The 15,403-nt window shown below is 72.9% G+C and carries 13 protein-coding genes and 2 tRNA genes; 8 read left to right on the top strand and 7 right to left on the bottom strand.

Annotated features, from left to right (window positions below):
- Complete coding sequence (locus ACZ6JS_RS14765; RefSeq protein WP_469297961.1) at window positions 1-525, bottom strand: NUDIX hydrolase; 525 nt, start codon at window positions 523-525, stop codon at window positions 1-3.
- An 84-nt stretch (window positions 526-609) separates the two neighbouring features.
- On the opposite strand from ACZ6JS_RS14765, the gene ACZ6JS_RS14760 reads away from it, so the two are divergent.
- Window positions 610-2,265, top strand: coding sequence for an FAD-binding dehydrogenase (locus tag ACZ6JS_RS14760; RefSeq protein WP_469297960.1), 1,656 nt, complete (start codon window positions 610-612; stop codon window positions 2,263-2,265).
- Between the two features lie 266 nt (window positions 2,266-2,531).
- On the opposite strand, the gene ACZ6JS_RS14755 is transcribed toward ACZ6JS_RS14760, so the two are convergent.
- Window positions 2,532-2,957 carry an ASCH domain-containing protein gene (locus tag ACZ6JS_RS14755; protein WP_469297959.1) on the bottom strand — a complete coding sequence of 142 codons (426 nt, stop codon included), beginning with the start codon at window positions 2,955-2,957 and terminating at the stop codon, window positions 2,532-2,534.
- Window positions 2,958-3,333: 376 nt separating this feature from the next.
- On the opposite strand from ACZ6JS_RS14755, the gene ACZ6JS_RS14750 reads away from it, so the two are divergent.
- The 3 genes from ACZ6JS_RS14750 (at window position 3,334) to ACZ6JS_RS14740 (ending at window position 7,547) form a co-directional block, all read left to right on the top strand.
- A complete protein-coding gene (locus ACZ6JS_RS14750) occupies window positions 3,334-4,281 on the top strand; it encodes a hypothetical protein (RefSeq protein ID WP_469297958.1) in 948 nt (315 codons plus the stop codon).
- A 72-nt stretch (window positions 4,282-4,353) separates the two neighbouring features.
- On the top strand, window positions 4,354-5,898 hold the full coding sequence (locus ACZ6JS_RS14745; RefSeq protein WP_469297957.1) for an APC family permease: 1,545 nt from the start codon (window positions 4,354-4,356) through the stop codon (window positions 5,896-5,898).
- Between the two features lie 209 nt (window positions 5,899-6,107).
- Window positions 6,108-7,547: an amino acid permease gene (locus ACZ6JS_RS14740; protein ID WP_469297956.1), complete on the top strand. Its 1,440-nt coding sequence runs from the start codon at window positions 6,108-6,110 to the stop codon at window positions 7,545-7,547.
- A gap of 224 nt (window positions 7,548-7,771) precedes the next feature.
- Here ACZ6JS_RS14740 and ACZ6JS_RS14735 read toward each other — a convergent pair.
- Together ACZ6JS_RS14735 and ACZ6JS_RS14730 are read right to left on the bottom strand one after the other, a co-directional pair.
- A tRNA-Leu gene (locus ACZ6JS_RS14735) sits at window positions 7,772-7,856 on the bottom strand.
- A 143-nt stretch (window positions 7,857-7,999) separates the two neighbouring features.
- Window positions 8,000-8,087 (bottom strand) — tRNA-Leu (locus ACZ6JS_RS14730).
- Between the two features lie 189 nt (window positions 8,088-8,276).
- On the opposite strand from ACZ6JS_RS14730, the gene ACZ6JS_RS14725 reads away from it, so the two are divergent.
- The 3 genes from ACZ6JS_RS14725 to ACZ6JS_RS14715 all read left to right on the top strand — a co-directional run bounded on the left by ACZ6JS_RS14725 (window position 8,277) and on the right by ACZ6JS_RS14715 (window position 10,913).
- Window positions 8,277-9,602: a M20/M25/M40 family metallo-hydrolase gene (locus ACZ6JS_RS14725; RefSeq protein WP_469297955.1), complete on the top strand. Its 1,326-nt coding sequence runs from the start codon at window positions 8,277-8,279 to the stop codon at window positions 9,600-9,602.
- A gap of 131 nt (window positions 9,603-9,733) precedes the next feature.
- Window positions 9,734-9,967, top strand: coding sequence for a chaplin ChpH (chpH, locus tag ACZ6JS_RS14720; protein ID WP_030963738.1), 234 nt, complete (start codon window positions 9,734-9,736; stop codon window positions 9,965-9,967).
- A gap of 157 nt (window positions 9,968-10,124) precedes the next feature.
- Window positions 10,125-10,913 carry a chaplin gene (locus tag ACZ6JS_RS14715; RefSeq protein WP_469297954.1) on the top strand — a complete coding sequence of 263 codons (789 nt, stop codon included), beginning with the start codon at window positions 10,125-10,127 and terminating at the stop codon, window positions 10,911-10,913.
- Between the two features lie 40 nt (window positions 10,914-10,953).
- Here the strand turns inward: ACZ6JS_RS14715 and ACZ6JS_RS14710 are convergent, their stop codons facing one another.
- A complete protein-coding gene (locus ACZ6JS_RS14710) occupies window positions 10,954-11,142 on the bottom strand; it encodes a DUF5703 family protein (protein WP_030037337.1) in 189 nt (62 codons plus the stop codon).
- Window positions 11,143-11,189: 47 nt separating this feature from the next.
- On the opposite strand from ACZ6JS_RS14710, the gene ACZ6JS_RS14705 reads away from it, so the two are divergent.
- Complete coding sequence (locus tag ACZ6JS_RS14705; protein WP_469297953.1) at window positions 11,190-11,858, top strand: hypothetical protein; 669 nt, start codon at window positions 11,190-11,192, stop codon at window positions 11,856-11,858.
- Window positions 11,859-11,928: 70 nt separating this feature from the next.
- Here the strand turns inward: ACZ6JS_RS14705 and ACZ6JS_RS14700 are convergent, their stop codons facing one another.
- Together ACZ6JS_RS14700 and ACZ6JS_RS14695 are read right to left on the bottom strand one after the other, a co-directional pair.
- Window positions 11,929-14,364 (bottom strand): ATP-binding domain-containing protein, encoded by a 2,436-nt coding sequence (locus tag ACZ6JS_RS14700; RefSeq protein WP_469297952.1) that lies wholly within the window; start codon window positions 14,362-14,364, stop codon window positions 11,929-11,931.
- Complete coding sequence (locus ACZ6JS_RS14695; RefSeq protein WP_469297951.1) at window positions 14,361-15,344, bottom strand: aldo/keto reductase; 984 nt, start codon at window positions 15,342-15,344, stop codon at window positions 14,361-14,363. Before ACZ6JS_RS14695 ends, ACZ6JS_RS14700 begins: the two co-directional genes overlap by 4 nt.
- Window positions 15,345-15,403 lie beyond the last annotated feature (59 nt).

Below are 15,403 nucleotides of genomic sequence, written 5' to 3'. Positions count from 1 at the left end.
TCAATCTACTGGCGGGAGTCCGAACGCGCGCAGCCGCCGGTAGGCTTCCAGGCCGTCCGGCACCCAGTCCCACTCCCCGCCCTCGACCCGCCGGTCCAGCTCCTCCCGGGTGAGGAAAGTGTGCCAGTCCACCTCCGAGACCTGCGGGGCCACCGGCAGCTCGCACCGCACCTCGTGCACGGCGGACCACCAGGCCCCGCCCGGGCCCTCGTACAGGAACGTGAACAGCGGCCGCGGCTGCGGCAGCCCCCGTACCCCGAGCTCCTCCTCGGCCTCCCGCAGCGCGGCCTGCGCGTAGCTCTCGCCGGCGCCCAGCACCCCGCCCACGAACATGTCGTAGTGCGAGGGGAAGACGAGCTTCGACGCCGTCCGCCGGTGCACGAAGATCCGGTCCTCCGCGTCCCTGGCCAGGACGAACACACAGCGGTGGATCAGCCCGCGGGCGTACACCTCGCCCCGCGGGGCCTGCCCGACGACCCGGTCGTCCCGGTCCACCACGTCCAGCACTTCATCAGCGGCACTCACGAGTCCATCCAACCACCGCTGTTGACTGGTTACCGCTCCGTAGCAAAGGATCTGCCCCACCATCGACGGAGGACGGGTATCGGCATGACGTACGACGCAGACGTGATCGTGATCGGAGCCGGGCTCGCGGGCCTCGTGGCCACCGCCGAGCTCGTCGACGCGGGCCGCAAGGTCATCCTGCTCGACCAGGAGCCGGAACAGTCCATCGGGGGCCAGGCGCACTGGTCCTTCGGCGGGCTGTTCTTCGTGGACTCGCCCGAGCAGCGCCGGATGCGGATCAAGGACAACCGGGACCTCGCCCTCCAGGACTGGCTGGGCACCGCCGGGTTCGACCGGCAGGAGGACGCCTGGCCGCGCCGCTGGGCCGAGGCCTACGTCGACTTCGCTGCCGGGGAGAAGCGCTCCTGGCTGCACTCCCGGGGCATCCGCTTCTTCCCCGTCGTCGGCTGGGCGGAGCGCGGCGGCTACGACGCCAACGGCCACGGCAACTCAGTCCCCCGCTTCCACATCACCTGGGGCACCGGACCCGCCCTGGTGGAGCCGTTCGAGCGACGGGTCCGGGAGGGCGCCGCCCGGGGCCTCGTCCGGCTGGCCTTCCGCCACCGCGTGACCGGACTGGCCGCGACCGCCGGCGCGGTGGACACCGTCACCGGCGAGATCCTGGAGCCCTCCGGCGCCGTACGGGGCACCGCCAGCAGCCGCGAGGCCACCGGGTCCTTCTCCCTGCGCGCCCAAGCCGTGATCGTCACCAGCGGCGGCATCGGCGGCAACCACGACCTCGTGCGCGCCCAGTGGCCCGCCCGGCTCGGCACGCCGCCGCAGCGGATGCTCTCCGGGGTCCCCGCACATGTGGACGGGCTGATGCTGGGCATCGCGGAGGCGGCGGGCGCCAGCCACATCAACAAGGACCGGATGTGGCACTACACCGAGGGCATCCAGAACTGGGACCCGATCTGGGCCAGGCACGGGATCCGCATCCTCCCCGGCCCGTCCCCGCTCTGGCTGGACGCCACGGGCAAGCGGCTGCCCGTGCCGCTCTTCCCCGGCTTCGACACCCTCGGCACACTCGACCACATCATGAGGACGGGCCACGACCACACCTGGTTCGTGCTCAACCAGCGCATCATCGGCAAGGAGTTCGCCCTCTCCGGCTCCGAACAGAACCCGGACCTCACCGGCCGGTCGGTGCGCGATGTCATCACCCGGGCGCGCCAGGCCGTACCCGGCCCGGTCAAGGCCTTCATGGACCGCGGCGCCGACTTCGTCGTCGAACGCGACCTGTCCGCCCTCGTGCGCGGCATGAACGCGGTCACCGAGGAGGACCTCCTCGACGAGGCCACGGTCCGGGGCGAGATCGTGGCCCGCGACCGGGAGATCGCAAACCCCTTCACCAAGGACCTCCAGGTCACGGCCATCCGCGGGGCCCGCAAGTACCTCGGTGACAAGCTGATCCGCACCGCGGCCCCGCACCGGATCCTCGACCCCGGGGCCGGCCCGCTGATCGCCGTACGGCTCTCCATCCTGACCCGCAAGTCCCTGGGCGGCCTGGAGACCGACCTCTCCTCGCGGGTCCTGACCGGGACGGGCGAAGCGCTGCCGGGCGTCTACGCCGCGGGCGAGGCGGCCGGATTCGGCGGCGGCGGGGTCCATGGCTACCGGGCCCTGGAGGGCACCTTCCTCGGCGGCTGCATCTTCTCGGGCCGCGCGGCGGGCCGGGCCGCGGCCCAGGCGGTGACCTGAGCCGCGGCGCACGGTACGAGACATGCCCGGCCGAGCGGCATGCGGCATGCGGCGTCCGCGGCCCGGCCCTGCCCCGGGTGCCCGGCCCGGTCTGCCCGGCGCCGGCCGGCCGGGGACCGGCGCCGGCGCGCCCGCGGCCGGGCGGGCCCCGACGCGCGGCCCGCGGTCGCCGGGCACGCGCGGGCCGCGGCATGAAGCCGGCCGCCCGGCCCCGGCCTTCCCTGCCCCGGCCGGCCTGCCCCTGCCCGGCAGGGCGGGCCGCCGCGTCAGGCCAGGCGCTCGGTGATCCGGAACCGTTCGGCGATGACGAGGGTGTCGTCGTCGACCGTGAACCCCGGGTCGCCGATCACCGTCCGCACCGGCTCGCTGTGCCAGAACTCCTCGTGGGCCGTGCGCCATTCGGCCACCGACGTGTACCCCTCGCCCTCCTCGAGCGCGTGCTCCAGCGTGACATCGCCGAGCCGCAGCACCTCCACGGCCGTCACCTCCACCACCGCCACCCCGCGCTCGTCGGAGTCGACCAGCAGGGACCGCGAGCCGGGCTCCGGCAGCGGTTCCCGCTCCGCCTCGTACTCGGCGAGCAGGCCGGTGGTGCTGGTCTTCGCCCCGCTCAGCACGGCCGCGACCAGCTGGTCGCGCAAGGGTCCGGGGAACCCCAGCAGGTACGGGGGAAGATCGTCATATGCTGTCATACGCCCACCCTAAGGTGCCGTCCCCGGCCGGCCGGAGCCCCTGTCGACTGCCCAACTGGTACGGCCTCCACAGCAGTTGAAACCCGCCACGCAGTGGACTGGACCTTGACTCGGAGCTGCGCGTACCGCTTTGCTGTGCGTGATCACCGGAGTGCGTACCGGAGTTCCGACCGAATTCCGCCCGTGTCCCCGGCGACCCCTCGCGTTCCACAGCACTTCCACCGGAGTTCCACCGGGGCTTCCGCCGAGCACCTCACGAGCTCCACCGGCACGATCCCCGGAACCCGGCCCGGCCGCGCGCGTGCGCCCTGCGCGCGCCACGGCCGGCACCGACCCCGATCCCCCGTCCGCCCGCGTCCTGGAGGGAAACCCGCGGATGTCCCCGCCTCCGCCGCCCCTCGGCCGCGCCCGCAAGCGGGACGCCCAGCTCTTCGACCCGGCCCTCTGCGACGCCGAACTCATCGACGTACGAACCCAGTTCACCCAGGGGCGCTGGGCCAGGGCCCGTTCCCTCCTCGTCGGCACCGGCGACGACTGGGACCGCCGGGGCCACCGCGTCGTCGTCCTCGCCCAGACCCCGGCGGCCACCGCCTGGGCCCGCGAGTGGCTGCTCGCCGAACCGGACAGCGCCGACGCCGCCACCCTCCTCGCCTGCGCCGCCGTCTTCTCCGCCCTGCGCCACAAGGGCACCCCGGCCGCGGCCGAGGAGGCCTGCCGCCGGGCCGCCGCCCTGCTCCCCGACGACCCCACCCCCTGGCTCGGACTGCTCCTGCTCTCCCGCGCCTTCGGCACCGAGGAGGAGTTCAGCCGCCACTTCGACCAGGTCCGGGCCCGCCACCGCGAGCACCACCACGCCCATCACCTCATGGTCGCGAAGCTGGCCGAACGCACCCTCGCCCCCGGCCAGGACCCGCTCCACGAGGTCTACGACTTCGCCGCCTGGGCAGCCGAGGAATCCCCGGCCGACTCACCGCTGGCCGTGCTCCCCGTCGTCGCGCACGCCGAGCGCTACCGGGTCCTCGCCGCCACCCACGGCCACACCCCCGAGGCCGCCGCAGCGCACTGGGAGGGCCGCCGCGCCCGCCAGGTCCTGCGCTCCGCCTTCGACTGGTGGCTGGAGTGGGAGCGCGACGACCACCCCCGCAACCGGGTCGACCTCAACTTCCTCGCCCACGCGAAACTCTGCGAAGGACGCCCCGCCGAGGCCGCCGCGCTCTTCCACCGCATCGGAAGCCACGCCACCCGCGCCCCCTGGTCCTATCCCGACCGCGACCCGCACAAGGCCTTCCTCGCCGCGCGCAACGTCGCACTCGGCACCGCCTGACCCCACGCACCCCCGGACCCCTCACCTCCCCATCCGCCCCGAAAAGAACCGCGCCCCCGAAAGGACGCCGCCATGCCGACGGGCAGATCCACCACGCTCCAGGAACCGGCCGAGATACGCACCTACAAGGGCCAGGACCGCGCACTGCGCGCCGACCGCCTCGGCACCGCCGGCCTGCTGCTCTCCGTACTCGCCGCGAGCGCCCCTCTGATGGTCGTCGCGGGTGTCATGCCCACGACCTTCGGCTTGATGGGCGTCGTGGGCCAGCCCCTGCTCTTCGTCATCCTGGGCCTCGTCCTCGCGCTGTTCAGCGTCGGCTACGCCGAGATGAGCCGCCACGTCCACAACGCCGGCGCCTTCTACGCCTACATCGCCCGCGGCCTCGGCCCCACCGCCGGCGCCGCCGCCTCGCTCGTCGCCCTCGTCGCCTACAGCGCCATGCAGGTCGGCGTGTACGGCATCCTCGGCTTCGAGATCTCCGGCCTCTTCGCCACCTACCTGGACATCGAGCTCGCCTGGTGGATTCCCGCCCTGCTCGCGGTCGCCGTCACCGGCGCCCTCGGTTGGCTCAAGATCGACCTCAATGCCAAGGTCCTCGGCGCCCTCCTCCTGATCGAGTGCGCCCTGGTCGTCGTCTTCGACGCCGCGGCCCTCGCCAAGCCCGGACCCGCAGGCCTCTCGCTCCACGCGTTCAACCCCGAAACCCTCGGCGGAGCCGGCCTCGGAACCGCCCTGTGCTTCTGCATCGCCGCCTTCGTCGGCTTCGAGCAGTCCCCGGTGTACGCCGAGGAGACCAGCAGGCCCCACATCGTGGTCTCCCGCGTGATGTTCCTCGCAGTCGGGTTCGCCGCCCTCTTCTTCGCCTTCAGCGCCTGGGCCCTCACCGTCGCCACCGGCCCCGGCGAAGTCGTCAAGACCGCCGCCGAGGCCGGCCCCGGCCTGCTCTTCCAGCTCACCGAGGCCCGCCTCGGCACCGCCTTCACGGACGTCCTGCACGTCCTCTTCGTGACCGGCATGTTCGCCGCCATGCTGAGCTTCCACAACGTCGTCGCCCGCTACGCCTTCGCCATGGGCCGCGAGGGCCTGCTCCCGGCCGCCTTCGGCCGCACCAACGCCGGCACCGGCGCCCCCGCCACCGGCTCGCTCCTGCAGACCGGCATCGCGACCGTCGTCGTCCTCGCCTTCGCGGTCACCGACGACCTCCCGGCCGGCGACCCCACCGCGCCCGTGCTGCACCTGTTCACCTGGATGGGCAGCGTCGGCGCCCTCGGTGTGACGCTCCTCATGGCCGCCGCCTCCTTCGCCGTGATCGCCTTCTTCGTCCGCCGCGGCACCGCCGGCGCCCAGGTCTGGCGGCTTGTGGCGGCGGCCGCCGCCGGCCTCGCCCTGCTCGCCATCGCCGCCTACACCGTCAAGGACTTCGGGGTCCTCGTCGGCGCCGAGAAGGGCTCCGCGCTCAGCTGGATCCTGCCCGGCATCATCGGCGCCGCCATCGTGGCCGGCCTGCTGTACGGGGTCCTCCTGCGCCGCAGCCGCCCCGAGGTCCACGCCCGCATCGGGCTCGGCAACGAAGCCTTTCGCCTCGACCAGGCGGCAGAGGGCACTCCCGGCGACTGACCTCACTTTCCAGCCCCCGCGACGCCCCCGACGCCCGTTTCCAAGGTCGTCGGGGGCTTCTGCGTACAGAGCGCGATTTTGGCGGCTGGCCGGGCCTCGTGGTCTCCTATGGCGATCAAAACACCCGGAACGCGTCACAGGGGACACCACCCAGCTCCCCTGCGGAGCCCTCCGGGCTGCCTGTCCCACCCACGAAGGCGAAGTCATACATGAGTGACCCCACCATGACCGAGGCACCGGCCCCGGCGTCATCCCGCCATGTCGACGCCGGTGACGAGGGTTACAGCAAGGACCTCAAGTCCCGCCACATCAACATGATCGCGATCGGCGGAGCGATAGGCACCGGCCTGTTCCTCGGCGCCGGCGGCCGCCTCGCCGGCGCCGGCCCCTCCCTCGCCATCGCCTACGCGGTGTGCGGCGTCTTCGCCTTCTTCGTGGTCCGCGCCCTCGGCGAGCTGGTCCTCTACCGGCCCTCCTCCGGAGCCTTCGTCTCCTACGCCCGAGAGTTCATGGGCGAGAAGGGCGCCTACACCGCCGGCTGGCTGTACTTCCTGAACTGGTCCACCACCACCGTGGCCGACATCACGGCCGCCGCCGTGTTCGCCCACTACTGGTCCGCGTTCACCGACGTGCCCCAGTGGGTCCTCGCGTTCATCGCGCTCGCGATCGTCCTCACCGCCAACCTGATCTCGGTGAAGTACTTCGGCGAGATGGAGTTCTGGTTCTCGATCGTCAAGGTCAGCGCCCTGGTGATCTTCATGCTGGTCGCCGTCTACCTGGTCGCCACCAGCCACCCGATCGACGGCCACACCCCCGGCCTCGCGACGATCACCGACAACGGCGGGCTCTTCCCCTCCGGCGTACTGCCGATGCTCCTGGTGGTCCAGGGTGTCGTCTTCGCGTACGCCTCCGTCGAGCTGTGCGGCGTCGCCGCGGGCGAGACCGAGAACCCGGAGAAGATCATGCCGAAGGCGATCAACTCCATCATGTGGCGCGTCGGAGTCTTCTACGTCGGCTCGGTCGTCCTGCTGGCCCTGCTGCTCCCGTACACCGCCTACTCCGCCGACCAGTCCCCGTTCGTGACCGTCTTCGACAAGCTGGGCATCCCCGGCACCGCGGGCATCATGAACCTCGTCGTCCTGACCGCCGCCCTCTCCTCGCTGAACTCGGGTTTGTACTCCACCGGCCGCATCCTGCGCTCGATGGCCCTGTCCGGCTCGGCCCCGAAGTTCACCGGCGTCATGAACAAGGGCAAGGTCCCCTACGGCGGCGTGCTGTTCACCGCGGCCTTCGGCGTCGCCGGCGTCGGCCTGAACTACTGGATGCCGGGCGAGGCCTTCGAGATCGTCCTCAACCTCGCCTCCATCGGCATCCTCGGCACCTGGGGCATGGTCATGCTCTGCTCGCTCCTCTTCTGGCACCGCTCGAAGAACGGCCTGGTCTCCCGCCCGTCCTACCGCCTGCCCTGGGCCCCCTACACCCAGATCGTGACCCTGATCTTCCTCCTCACGGTCCTGGTCCTGATGTGGAGCGACGGCGGCGTCGGCCGCACCACGGTCATGCTCCTCCCGGCCATCGCCGCCGCCCTGGTGGGCGGCTGGTTCCTGGTCCGCGGCCGAGTGGCCGAACTGGCCGCCGACCGCGACTGAGGCACCCCCGCGCAGCCCCCAAGGCCCTCCGCGCCGGCACACCGCCGGCCCGGGGGGTCTCGCGCATTGCCGTTCCCGCTCTCAGCGGCGGACGCATTGCGGTGGCCGCCCTGGGCGGCGGGGGAGTGGGGACGGTGCTCGCCGGGCGCAGACCCTGCCCGGCCGCGGTCCCCGGACGCACCAGAGGCCGGTCGGGATTTCTCCCGACCGGCCTCTCGCTGTTGTGTCCGAGGGGGGACTTGAACCCCCACGCCCGATAAAGGGCACTAGCACCTCAAGCTAGCGCGTCTGCCATTCCGCCACCCGGACCGGGTGTGTGCCGTTCACCCTCGCGGGTCGTTGCGACGAGCGAAACACTACCAAACATTCCGGGGCCGCCGCCGCGTGCCCGGCGCCGACCGCGGACGGGCCCTCGAACGAAGAAGGACCCCGCCGAAGCGGGGTCCTTCCGTTGGTGTCCGAGGGGGGACTTGAACCCCCACGCCCGATAAAGGGCACTAGCACCTCAAGCTAGCGCGTCTGCCATTCCGCCACCCGGACCGGGTGAGTGCGGTCCGTCCCTCGCGGGCCGTTCCGACGTGGAAAACACTACCAAACGGCGGGGGGTCCTCGATCACGCCCCCGACGGCCGGGGATCGCCCTTGGGGAGAGCGGCCCGGGGGGTGAGGATGGGAACGTTCGGTACCGAGCGGGTTCAGTGGACTGAGTGGACCAGTGGGAGGAAGCAGCGTGAGCGAGTCGAGCGCGGGCAGGACCGTCTCCGGCGAGGACGAGGTCGTCGACCTCTGCCGGGACCTCATCCGGATCGACACCAGCAACTACGGAGACCACTCGGGCCCCGGGGAGCGCAAGGCGGCGGAGTGGGTCGCCGAGAAGCTCGCCGAGGTCGGGCTGGAGCCGCAGATCTTCGAGTCGCACAAGGGCCGCGCCTCGACCGTGGCGCGGATCGAGGGCGAGGACCCCTCGCGGCCCGCACTGCTCATCCACGGGCACACGGATGTGGTTCCGGCCAACGCCGCGGACTGGACGTACGACCCGTTCGCGGGTGAGATCGCCGACGGCTGTGTGTGGGGCCGCGGCGCCGTCGACATGAAGGACATGGACGCGATGACGCTGGCCGTCGTCCGCGACCGGATGCGCAGCGGCCGCAAGCCCCCGCGGGACATCGTGCTGGCGTTCCTCGCCGACGAGGAGGCGGGCGGCATCTACGGGGCCCGGCACCTCGTCGACAAGCACCCGGGCCTGTTCGAGGGCGTCACCGAGGCGATCGGCGAGGTCGGCGGATTCTCCTTCACCGTGAACGAGAACCTCCGGCTCTACCTCGTGGAGACCGCCCAGAAGGGCATGCACTGGATGCGCCTGACGGTGGAGGGCACCGCGGGCCACGGCTCCATGACCAACAACGACAACGCCATCACGGAGCTGTGCGAGGCCGTGGGTCGCCTCGGCCGCCACCAGTGGCCGGTGCGCGTGACCAAGACCGTACGGTCCTTCCTGGACGAGCTCTCGGACGCGCTCGGCACCCCCCTCGACCCGGACAACATGGACGCCACGCTCGCCAAGCTCGGCGGCATCGCCAAGATGGTCGGCGCCACTCTGCGCAACTCGGCCGCCCCGACGATGCTCGGTGCCGGCTACAAGGTCAACGTCATCCCGGGCCAGGCGACGGCGCACGTCGACGGCCGCTTCCTGCCGGGTTACGAGGACGAGTTCTTCGCCGACCTGGACCGCATCCTCGGCCCCCGCGTGAAGCGGGAGGACGTGCACGGCGACAAGGCGCTGGAGACGGACTTCGACGGCCGGCTGGTGGAGGCGATGCAGGGCGCCCTGAAGGCGGAGGACCCGATCGCGCGGGCGGTCCCGTACATGCTCTCGGGCGGTACGGACGCGAAGTCGTTCGACGACCTCGGCATCCGCTGCTTCGGCTTCGCCCCGCTGCAGCTGCCGCCGGAGCTGGACTTCGCCGGGATGTTCCACGGAGTGGACGAGCGGGTGCCGGTGGAAGGGCTGAAGTTCGGGGTGCGCGTACTCGACCGATTCATCGACAACGCGTGAGATTCGAGAAGGTGTGCGCACTCCACTGAGAAGAGTGAATGCACTCATACGCTCGTAGCCCTGGTGATCCTTCCTCGTTACAGGTGTTGCGGTCCGCGGCTGGGACCGCACTTTGCCTACTAGGAGGAACAATGCTCAAGAAGGTTGTCGCCGCTGCGGCTGCTACCGGTGGTCTGGTTCTCGCGGGTGCGGGTCTGGCCGTCGCCGACGCGGGTGCCCAGGGTGCGGCCATCGGCTCCCCCGGCGTCCTGTCCGGCAACGTCGTCCAGGTCCCGGTCCACATCCCGGTCAACGTCTGCGGTAACACCGTGTCCGTCATCGGCCTGCTGAACCCGGCCTTCGGCAACACCTGCGTCAACGCCTGACGCGTCTGAAGTCTTCGGCCCCGGAGTGCAATCCAGCGCTCCGGGGCCACCGGGCTTTTACGACCCGGAACCAACCTATCGGCGTACCAGGCGGGGGAGCCTGGACGGCCGGGCCCCGAGCGCCGGCCGACACGTAGACACCAGGGGACAAGTACAGATGCGACGACCGGCACAGGTCACCAGGAAGACCCTGATCACCATGGCTGCCGCGGGGGGTGTCCTCGCGCTGGGCGGGGGCTACGCACACGCGGATTCCGGCGCTACGGGGCATGCGAAGAACTCTCCGGGCCTGCTGTCCGGGAACACCGTGCAGGCGCCCGTGGACGCGCCGGTGAACGCCTGCGGGAACACGGTGACGGTGGTGGGAGGCCTCAACCCGGCCTTCGGCAACCACTGCGCCAACGCCTCGGGCCCCGGCAAGCCGGGCAACCCCGGTCAGCCCGGCAACCCCGGTCAGCCGGGCGACGACGAGCCGTGCGACGACCACCCGGGCAACCCAGGTAACCCTGGGAACCCGGGCAACCCCGGCAACCCTGGGAACCCGGGCAACCCCGGCAACCCTGGGAACCCGGGCAACCCCGGTAACCCTGGGAATCCCGGCAACCCCGGCAACCCTGGGAATCCCGGCAACCCCGGTAACCCCGGCAACCCCGGTAACCCCGGCAACCCCGGTAACCCTGGGAATCCCGGTAACCCGGGCAACCCCGGTACTCCTGGGACCCCCGGTACTCCCGGCAACCCGGGCACGCCCGGCACCCCGGGCAACCCCGGAAACCCCGGCACCGGTACGGTCACCCCCGGCACCGGAACCGGCATCGGGACCGGGGCGAACCCCGGCCTCGCCGCCACCGGCTCCGGTGACGTCCTGACCGCAGGCCTCCCGATCGCAGGCGGCCTGCTGCTGGCCGGCACCGTGCTCTACCGGCGTTCCAGGAACGCCGCCTGACGGCTGCTCACGACGCGGGCCCCGCCCCCGGGGCCCGCGCTCACCAGGTCGCGCGGACCTGGCGGATGATCCGGCGCCGCAGCCGCACGCGGCGGCTGCCGTCCCGGTGCAGGCTCAGCCGGTCGATCTCCCAGTTCCCGTACTCGGCATGGTCGGTCAGCAGGCGGGTCGCTTCCTTGCGAGGAACCCCGCGGGGCACGTACACGTCGACAAATTCGTATTCCGGCATCGCATCTATTGTGCGGGCAGAGCCCTGCTACGGATAGCGTCTGCTCTATGTCTGATGCCGCTCTGCCCACTGTTGCCGAGGTCCGCGCCGCCGCCGAGGCGGTCAAGGCCGCGCTCGACCGCCACCTCGCCGCGGTCGAGCGCAGGATCGGGGACGAGGATCCGGACGTCTACGCCGCCTTCAACGAACTCGCCGCCGCCGCCGAGGAGTACGACGAACTCCTCTACGACCGCTACGACGAGGTCACGCCCTTCGAGATCCCGACGCCCGAGGACGGCGTCCCGTACACCGGGCCAGCCGAACCCGCCGCCTTCAGCGTGCTCATCCGCCGCGACTACGCCGTCGTCGAACCGGCCCGGCTGATCGCTCAGGCCGAGCGTGTCGCCGCGCACGACCGGGACGCCGACTTCGTCCACGACGGCGGCACCGCCGACGCCCTCGGCGTGCTCTTCGGGGAGTACGAACCCGACGAGATCGCCTCCCGCTACAAGGACTTCGGGCTGGAGGAGGGCGACTCCACGCTCTGGATCGCCGCCTCCGAGGACATGGCGGAACCGGGGGAGTGGCTGGGCTCGCCCTTCGGGCACATCGACCCGCAGGACGTCCTGCACCGCTTCGACGTCAGCTCCGTCTTCGACGAGGAAGCGGATGAGTTCGACGACGTCGAGGACGAGGGCGAGGGTGAAACCGCCCGGCCTGGCCTGACCACCGCCTGAAATCCGTGACCGCGCCCGGCGTGGCACCACAGCGCGGCCTCCCGCCCCTCGGGGCGGGAGGCCGCGCCCCCTACCGCTCCTGCTGTTCGCCCGCCGCGGCCAGGGCCTTCAGCAGACCCGTCAGTCGCGTCGTACGCGGCTTGGGCAGCACCTCGGCGACCGCGCGCGGCAGAGCCTGGTCGACCCCGTGCACCACCGACAGGTGCCGCTCGGCCCGCCCGAACGCCGTGTAGACCCAGTCCCGCGACAGGGCCTGCGCGGCGTCGCCCGGCAGCACGACGACCACCGCCGGCCAGCGCGAACCCACCGCCTGATGTGCCGTCACCGCCCAGCCGTGCCGCACCTGGGACTCGACGAGCTCCTTCGGCACGACGATCCGCGCGCCCGCGCGGTCCAGGTGCAGCCCCTCGGTGTCGGCCGACACCACACGGGCCGGCAGGGCCCGCCCCGGGGACGGCACGTGGACCACCCGGTCGCCGGGGTCGAAGCCGCCGAACCGGCCCGGCCCGGGGTTGAGCCGCTCCTTGAGAGAGGCGTTCAACGCCCGCGTACCCGCGGGCCCGCCGTGCCCCGGAGTGATCACCTGGACGCCGTCCGCCGGGATCCCGAAGGCCCGCGGCACGGACTCGGCCACCAGTTGCACGGCGCGGTGCACGGCCTCGCCGGCATCCTGCACCGGGACGATGACGACCTCCTTGCCGGGCGCGTCGACCTGGTTCAGCTCGCCGATCCCCACCCCGGAGACCAGCTCGCCGAGGGGGCCCGGGTCAGGGGTACGGGAGACCAGCTGCGGGCAGGTACGCGCCGCCAGCAGATCGGCGAACACCCGTCCCGCTCCGGCGGACCCAAGGACTCCGGGGTCCCCGGACAGGACCAGCCGGGCCCCGTCGGGCACGCCCTCGACCAGCGCGGCCGCGCTCTCCACGTCCAGCTGCGGCGCGTCCAGCACGACCAGCAGGTCCAGTGCGAACTGCCCGTCCGCGTCCCGCCCGGGGCCCTCCTGACCGGACAGCAGCCCCGCCACCGTCACCGAGTCCGGGGCGCCCGGCGCGTGCGCTGCCACGCAGACGCGCAGGCCCAGCCCACGGGCCGCCGCGGCCAGCGCGAGCGGTTCGGCCCGGGCGGCCTCACCACCCGTGTGGGTGACCAGGCCGTGGCCGGCGACCGCGCGGACCAGTTCGCCGGCGGACCGGTCCGGCACCGCGGCGGCGGCCTGCTCCCAGTCCGCCGGGCCGCCGAACGTGCCGGCCAGCCGTGCCAGGCCGTCGGCCAGGCTCTCCTCGGCCATCGCGGCGCCCTCCAGGCCCACGAGAATCCGTACCGGCTGCTCCTCGCCCTCCTCCACCGGCGGGCCGAGGGGCTCGTGGAAGACCAGTACCGAGGCCTCCGCGATGGCCTGCTCCAGCGCCTCGGCCGGATCCGGCACTCCGTACTGGGCCAGGGCCTTCTCCAGGACCGGGGCCTCCAGCGCGGTGTGCCCCTTCAGGCCCGCCTGGTCGAGCAGCCACCCGACCAGGACACCCGTGCGGCGCTCGTCCCCGGGGCCGGCCCCGGGGCCCAGCAGCGCCCGGGCGAAGCCGTCGGCCTGCGTGGGGCGCACGGCGGGGACGGCCAGCAGCCGCCACGGGTTCTGCGCGAGTTCCTCCGCCGCTCCGTCGCCGAGGGCCGCCGCCACGGGGCCCGCCAGCGACTCGGGAGCGCCACCGCGGGCCAGGACGGCCCGTACGCCCTCGACGGCTTCGGCGGATGGTGCGGGGGCAGCCGTCGGCGCGGGAGCGGCCGGACGCGGCGCCGGGGGAGCGGGGGCCGGCCTGCGGGGCGCGGCCGGCGCCTCGTCGAAGTACACGGCGGAGGGCTTCGCACCGCTCTCCACGGCCCGTACGGCGGCCAGCAGGTCCGCAGCCTTCCCGCTGAGCCCCGCGCCGGCCTCGACGGGACGTTCCCGCTCGGCCTTGCGCCGGGCGATCCGCTCCCGCTCGATCTTCTGCGCGGCCAGCTCGGCCTGGGCCTCGCTGAGTCCGCCGCCTGCGGCGGGCTCAGCCCCGGCGTCGTCCTCGGCCCCACCGTCAGGTCCGGCCTCGGCCGTGGCGCCGGCTGCCGCCGGGGCCTGCGGACCGGGCTCGGGGGCGGGCCCTGCGGGGCTCTCCCCCACCCCGTCCCTTCCCGAGACCGGGAGCTCCGCCCCCGGGCCCCCGTCACCGGCGGGGCCGTCCACCGGTGGCTCCGCCCCCTGGCCGCCCCCGCCGCCCCCGCCGTGGGGTCGGGCCGCCGGGGAGGCGGCCTGGTCTTCCGCGTCAGCGGTGTCGGCTTCGCCGTGGGGCGGGGCCGTCGGGGTTGGGGGTGCGTCCGAGTCGGTCTGGGTGTCGTCCTGGTCTTCCGGGTCAGCGGTGTCGGCTTCGCCGTGGGGCGGGGCCGTCGGGGTTCCGGGTGCGTCCGAGTCGGCCTGCGCCCCGGCCGGTTCCTCCGCGGCAGCGGTAGCGGTCTCGGCCTGAGGGTCCGTACTCACAGCGTGCTCCAGTCCTGATCGGGATAGCGGTGCTCCGGCGCCGACACATCGTCCAGCGCCCGGCAGATCTCCTCCGGAAGACTAAGCTCCTCCACCGACAAAGCCGCCGCGAGCTGCGCCGACGTCCGCGCCCCGACGATCGGCGCGACCACTCCCGGCCGGTCCCGGATCCAGGCCAGGGCCACCTGGAGCGGGGTCACGGCCAGCCCCTGCGCCGCCGTCACCACCGCGTCCACGATCCGGCCGGCCGCCTCGTCCAGGTACGGCTCCACCAGCGCGGCCAGGGACGGCGAGGCGCCCCGGGAGTCGGCCGGCGTGCCCTCCCGGTACTTGCCCGTCAGCACTCCGCGGCCCAGCGGAGAGGAAGGCAGCAGGCCGACCCCAAGGTCCAGCGCGGCCGGCAGCACCTCCCGCTCGACGCCGCGCTGCAGCAGGGAGTACTCCATCTGCGTCGAGGCGATCCGGGTGCGCACCCCGGGAACCGCGAGCTGCCAGGTCGCCGCCTTCGCCAACTGCCAGCCGCAGAAGCCGGCCACCCCCGCGTACCGGGCCCGGCCGCTGCTCACCGCCAGGTCCAGGGCCTGCAGGGTCTCCTCCACCGGCGTCGCCGGATCGAAGGCGTGCACCTGCCACAGGTCGACGTAGTCGGTGCCCAGCCGGTCCAGCGAGTCGTCCAGGGCGGCGAGCAGATGGCCGCGCGAGCCGTCGAAGCGCCGGTCCGGGTCGGGCACGCTGCCCGCCTTGGTCGCGATCACCAGGTCGCGGCGCGGGACGAGCCCGCCCACCAGCCGCCCCAGGAGGTACTCCGCCTCCCCGTCGCCGTACACGTCGGCGGTGTCGACGAGGGTGCCACCCGCCTCCCAGAACGCCTTCACCTGTTCGGCGGCGGCTTCCTCGCCGGTGTCGCGGCCCCAGGTGAGGGTGCCGAGGCCGATCCGGGAGACGCGCAGTCCGGTGCGGCCGAGATGCCTCTGCTCCATGAGCGCTGAGACTACTGGGGCGCTGACGTGGAGCACCCGGGCGCGCTACAGTCCCCGCA

The organism is Streptomyces sp. NPDC046349 (genome assembly GCF_055587885.1).
This window is presented reverse-complemented; position numbering and strand designations above follow the sequence as displayed.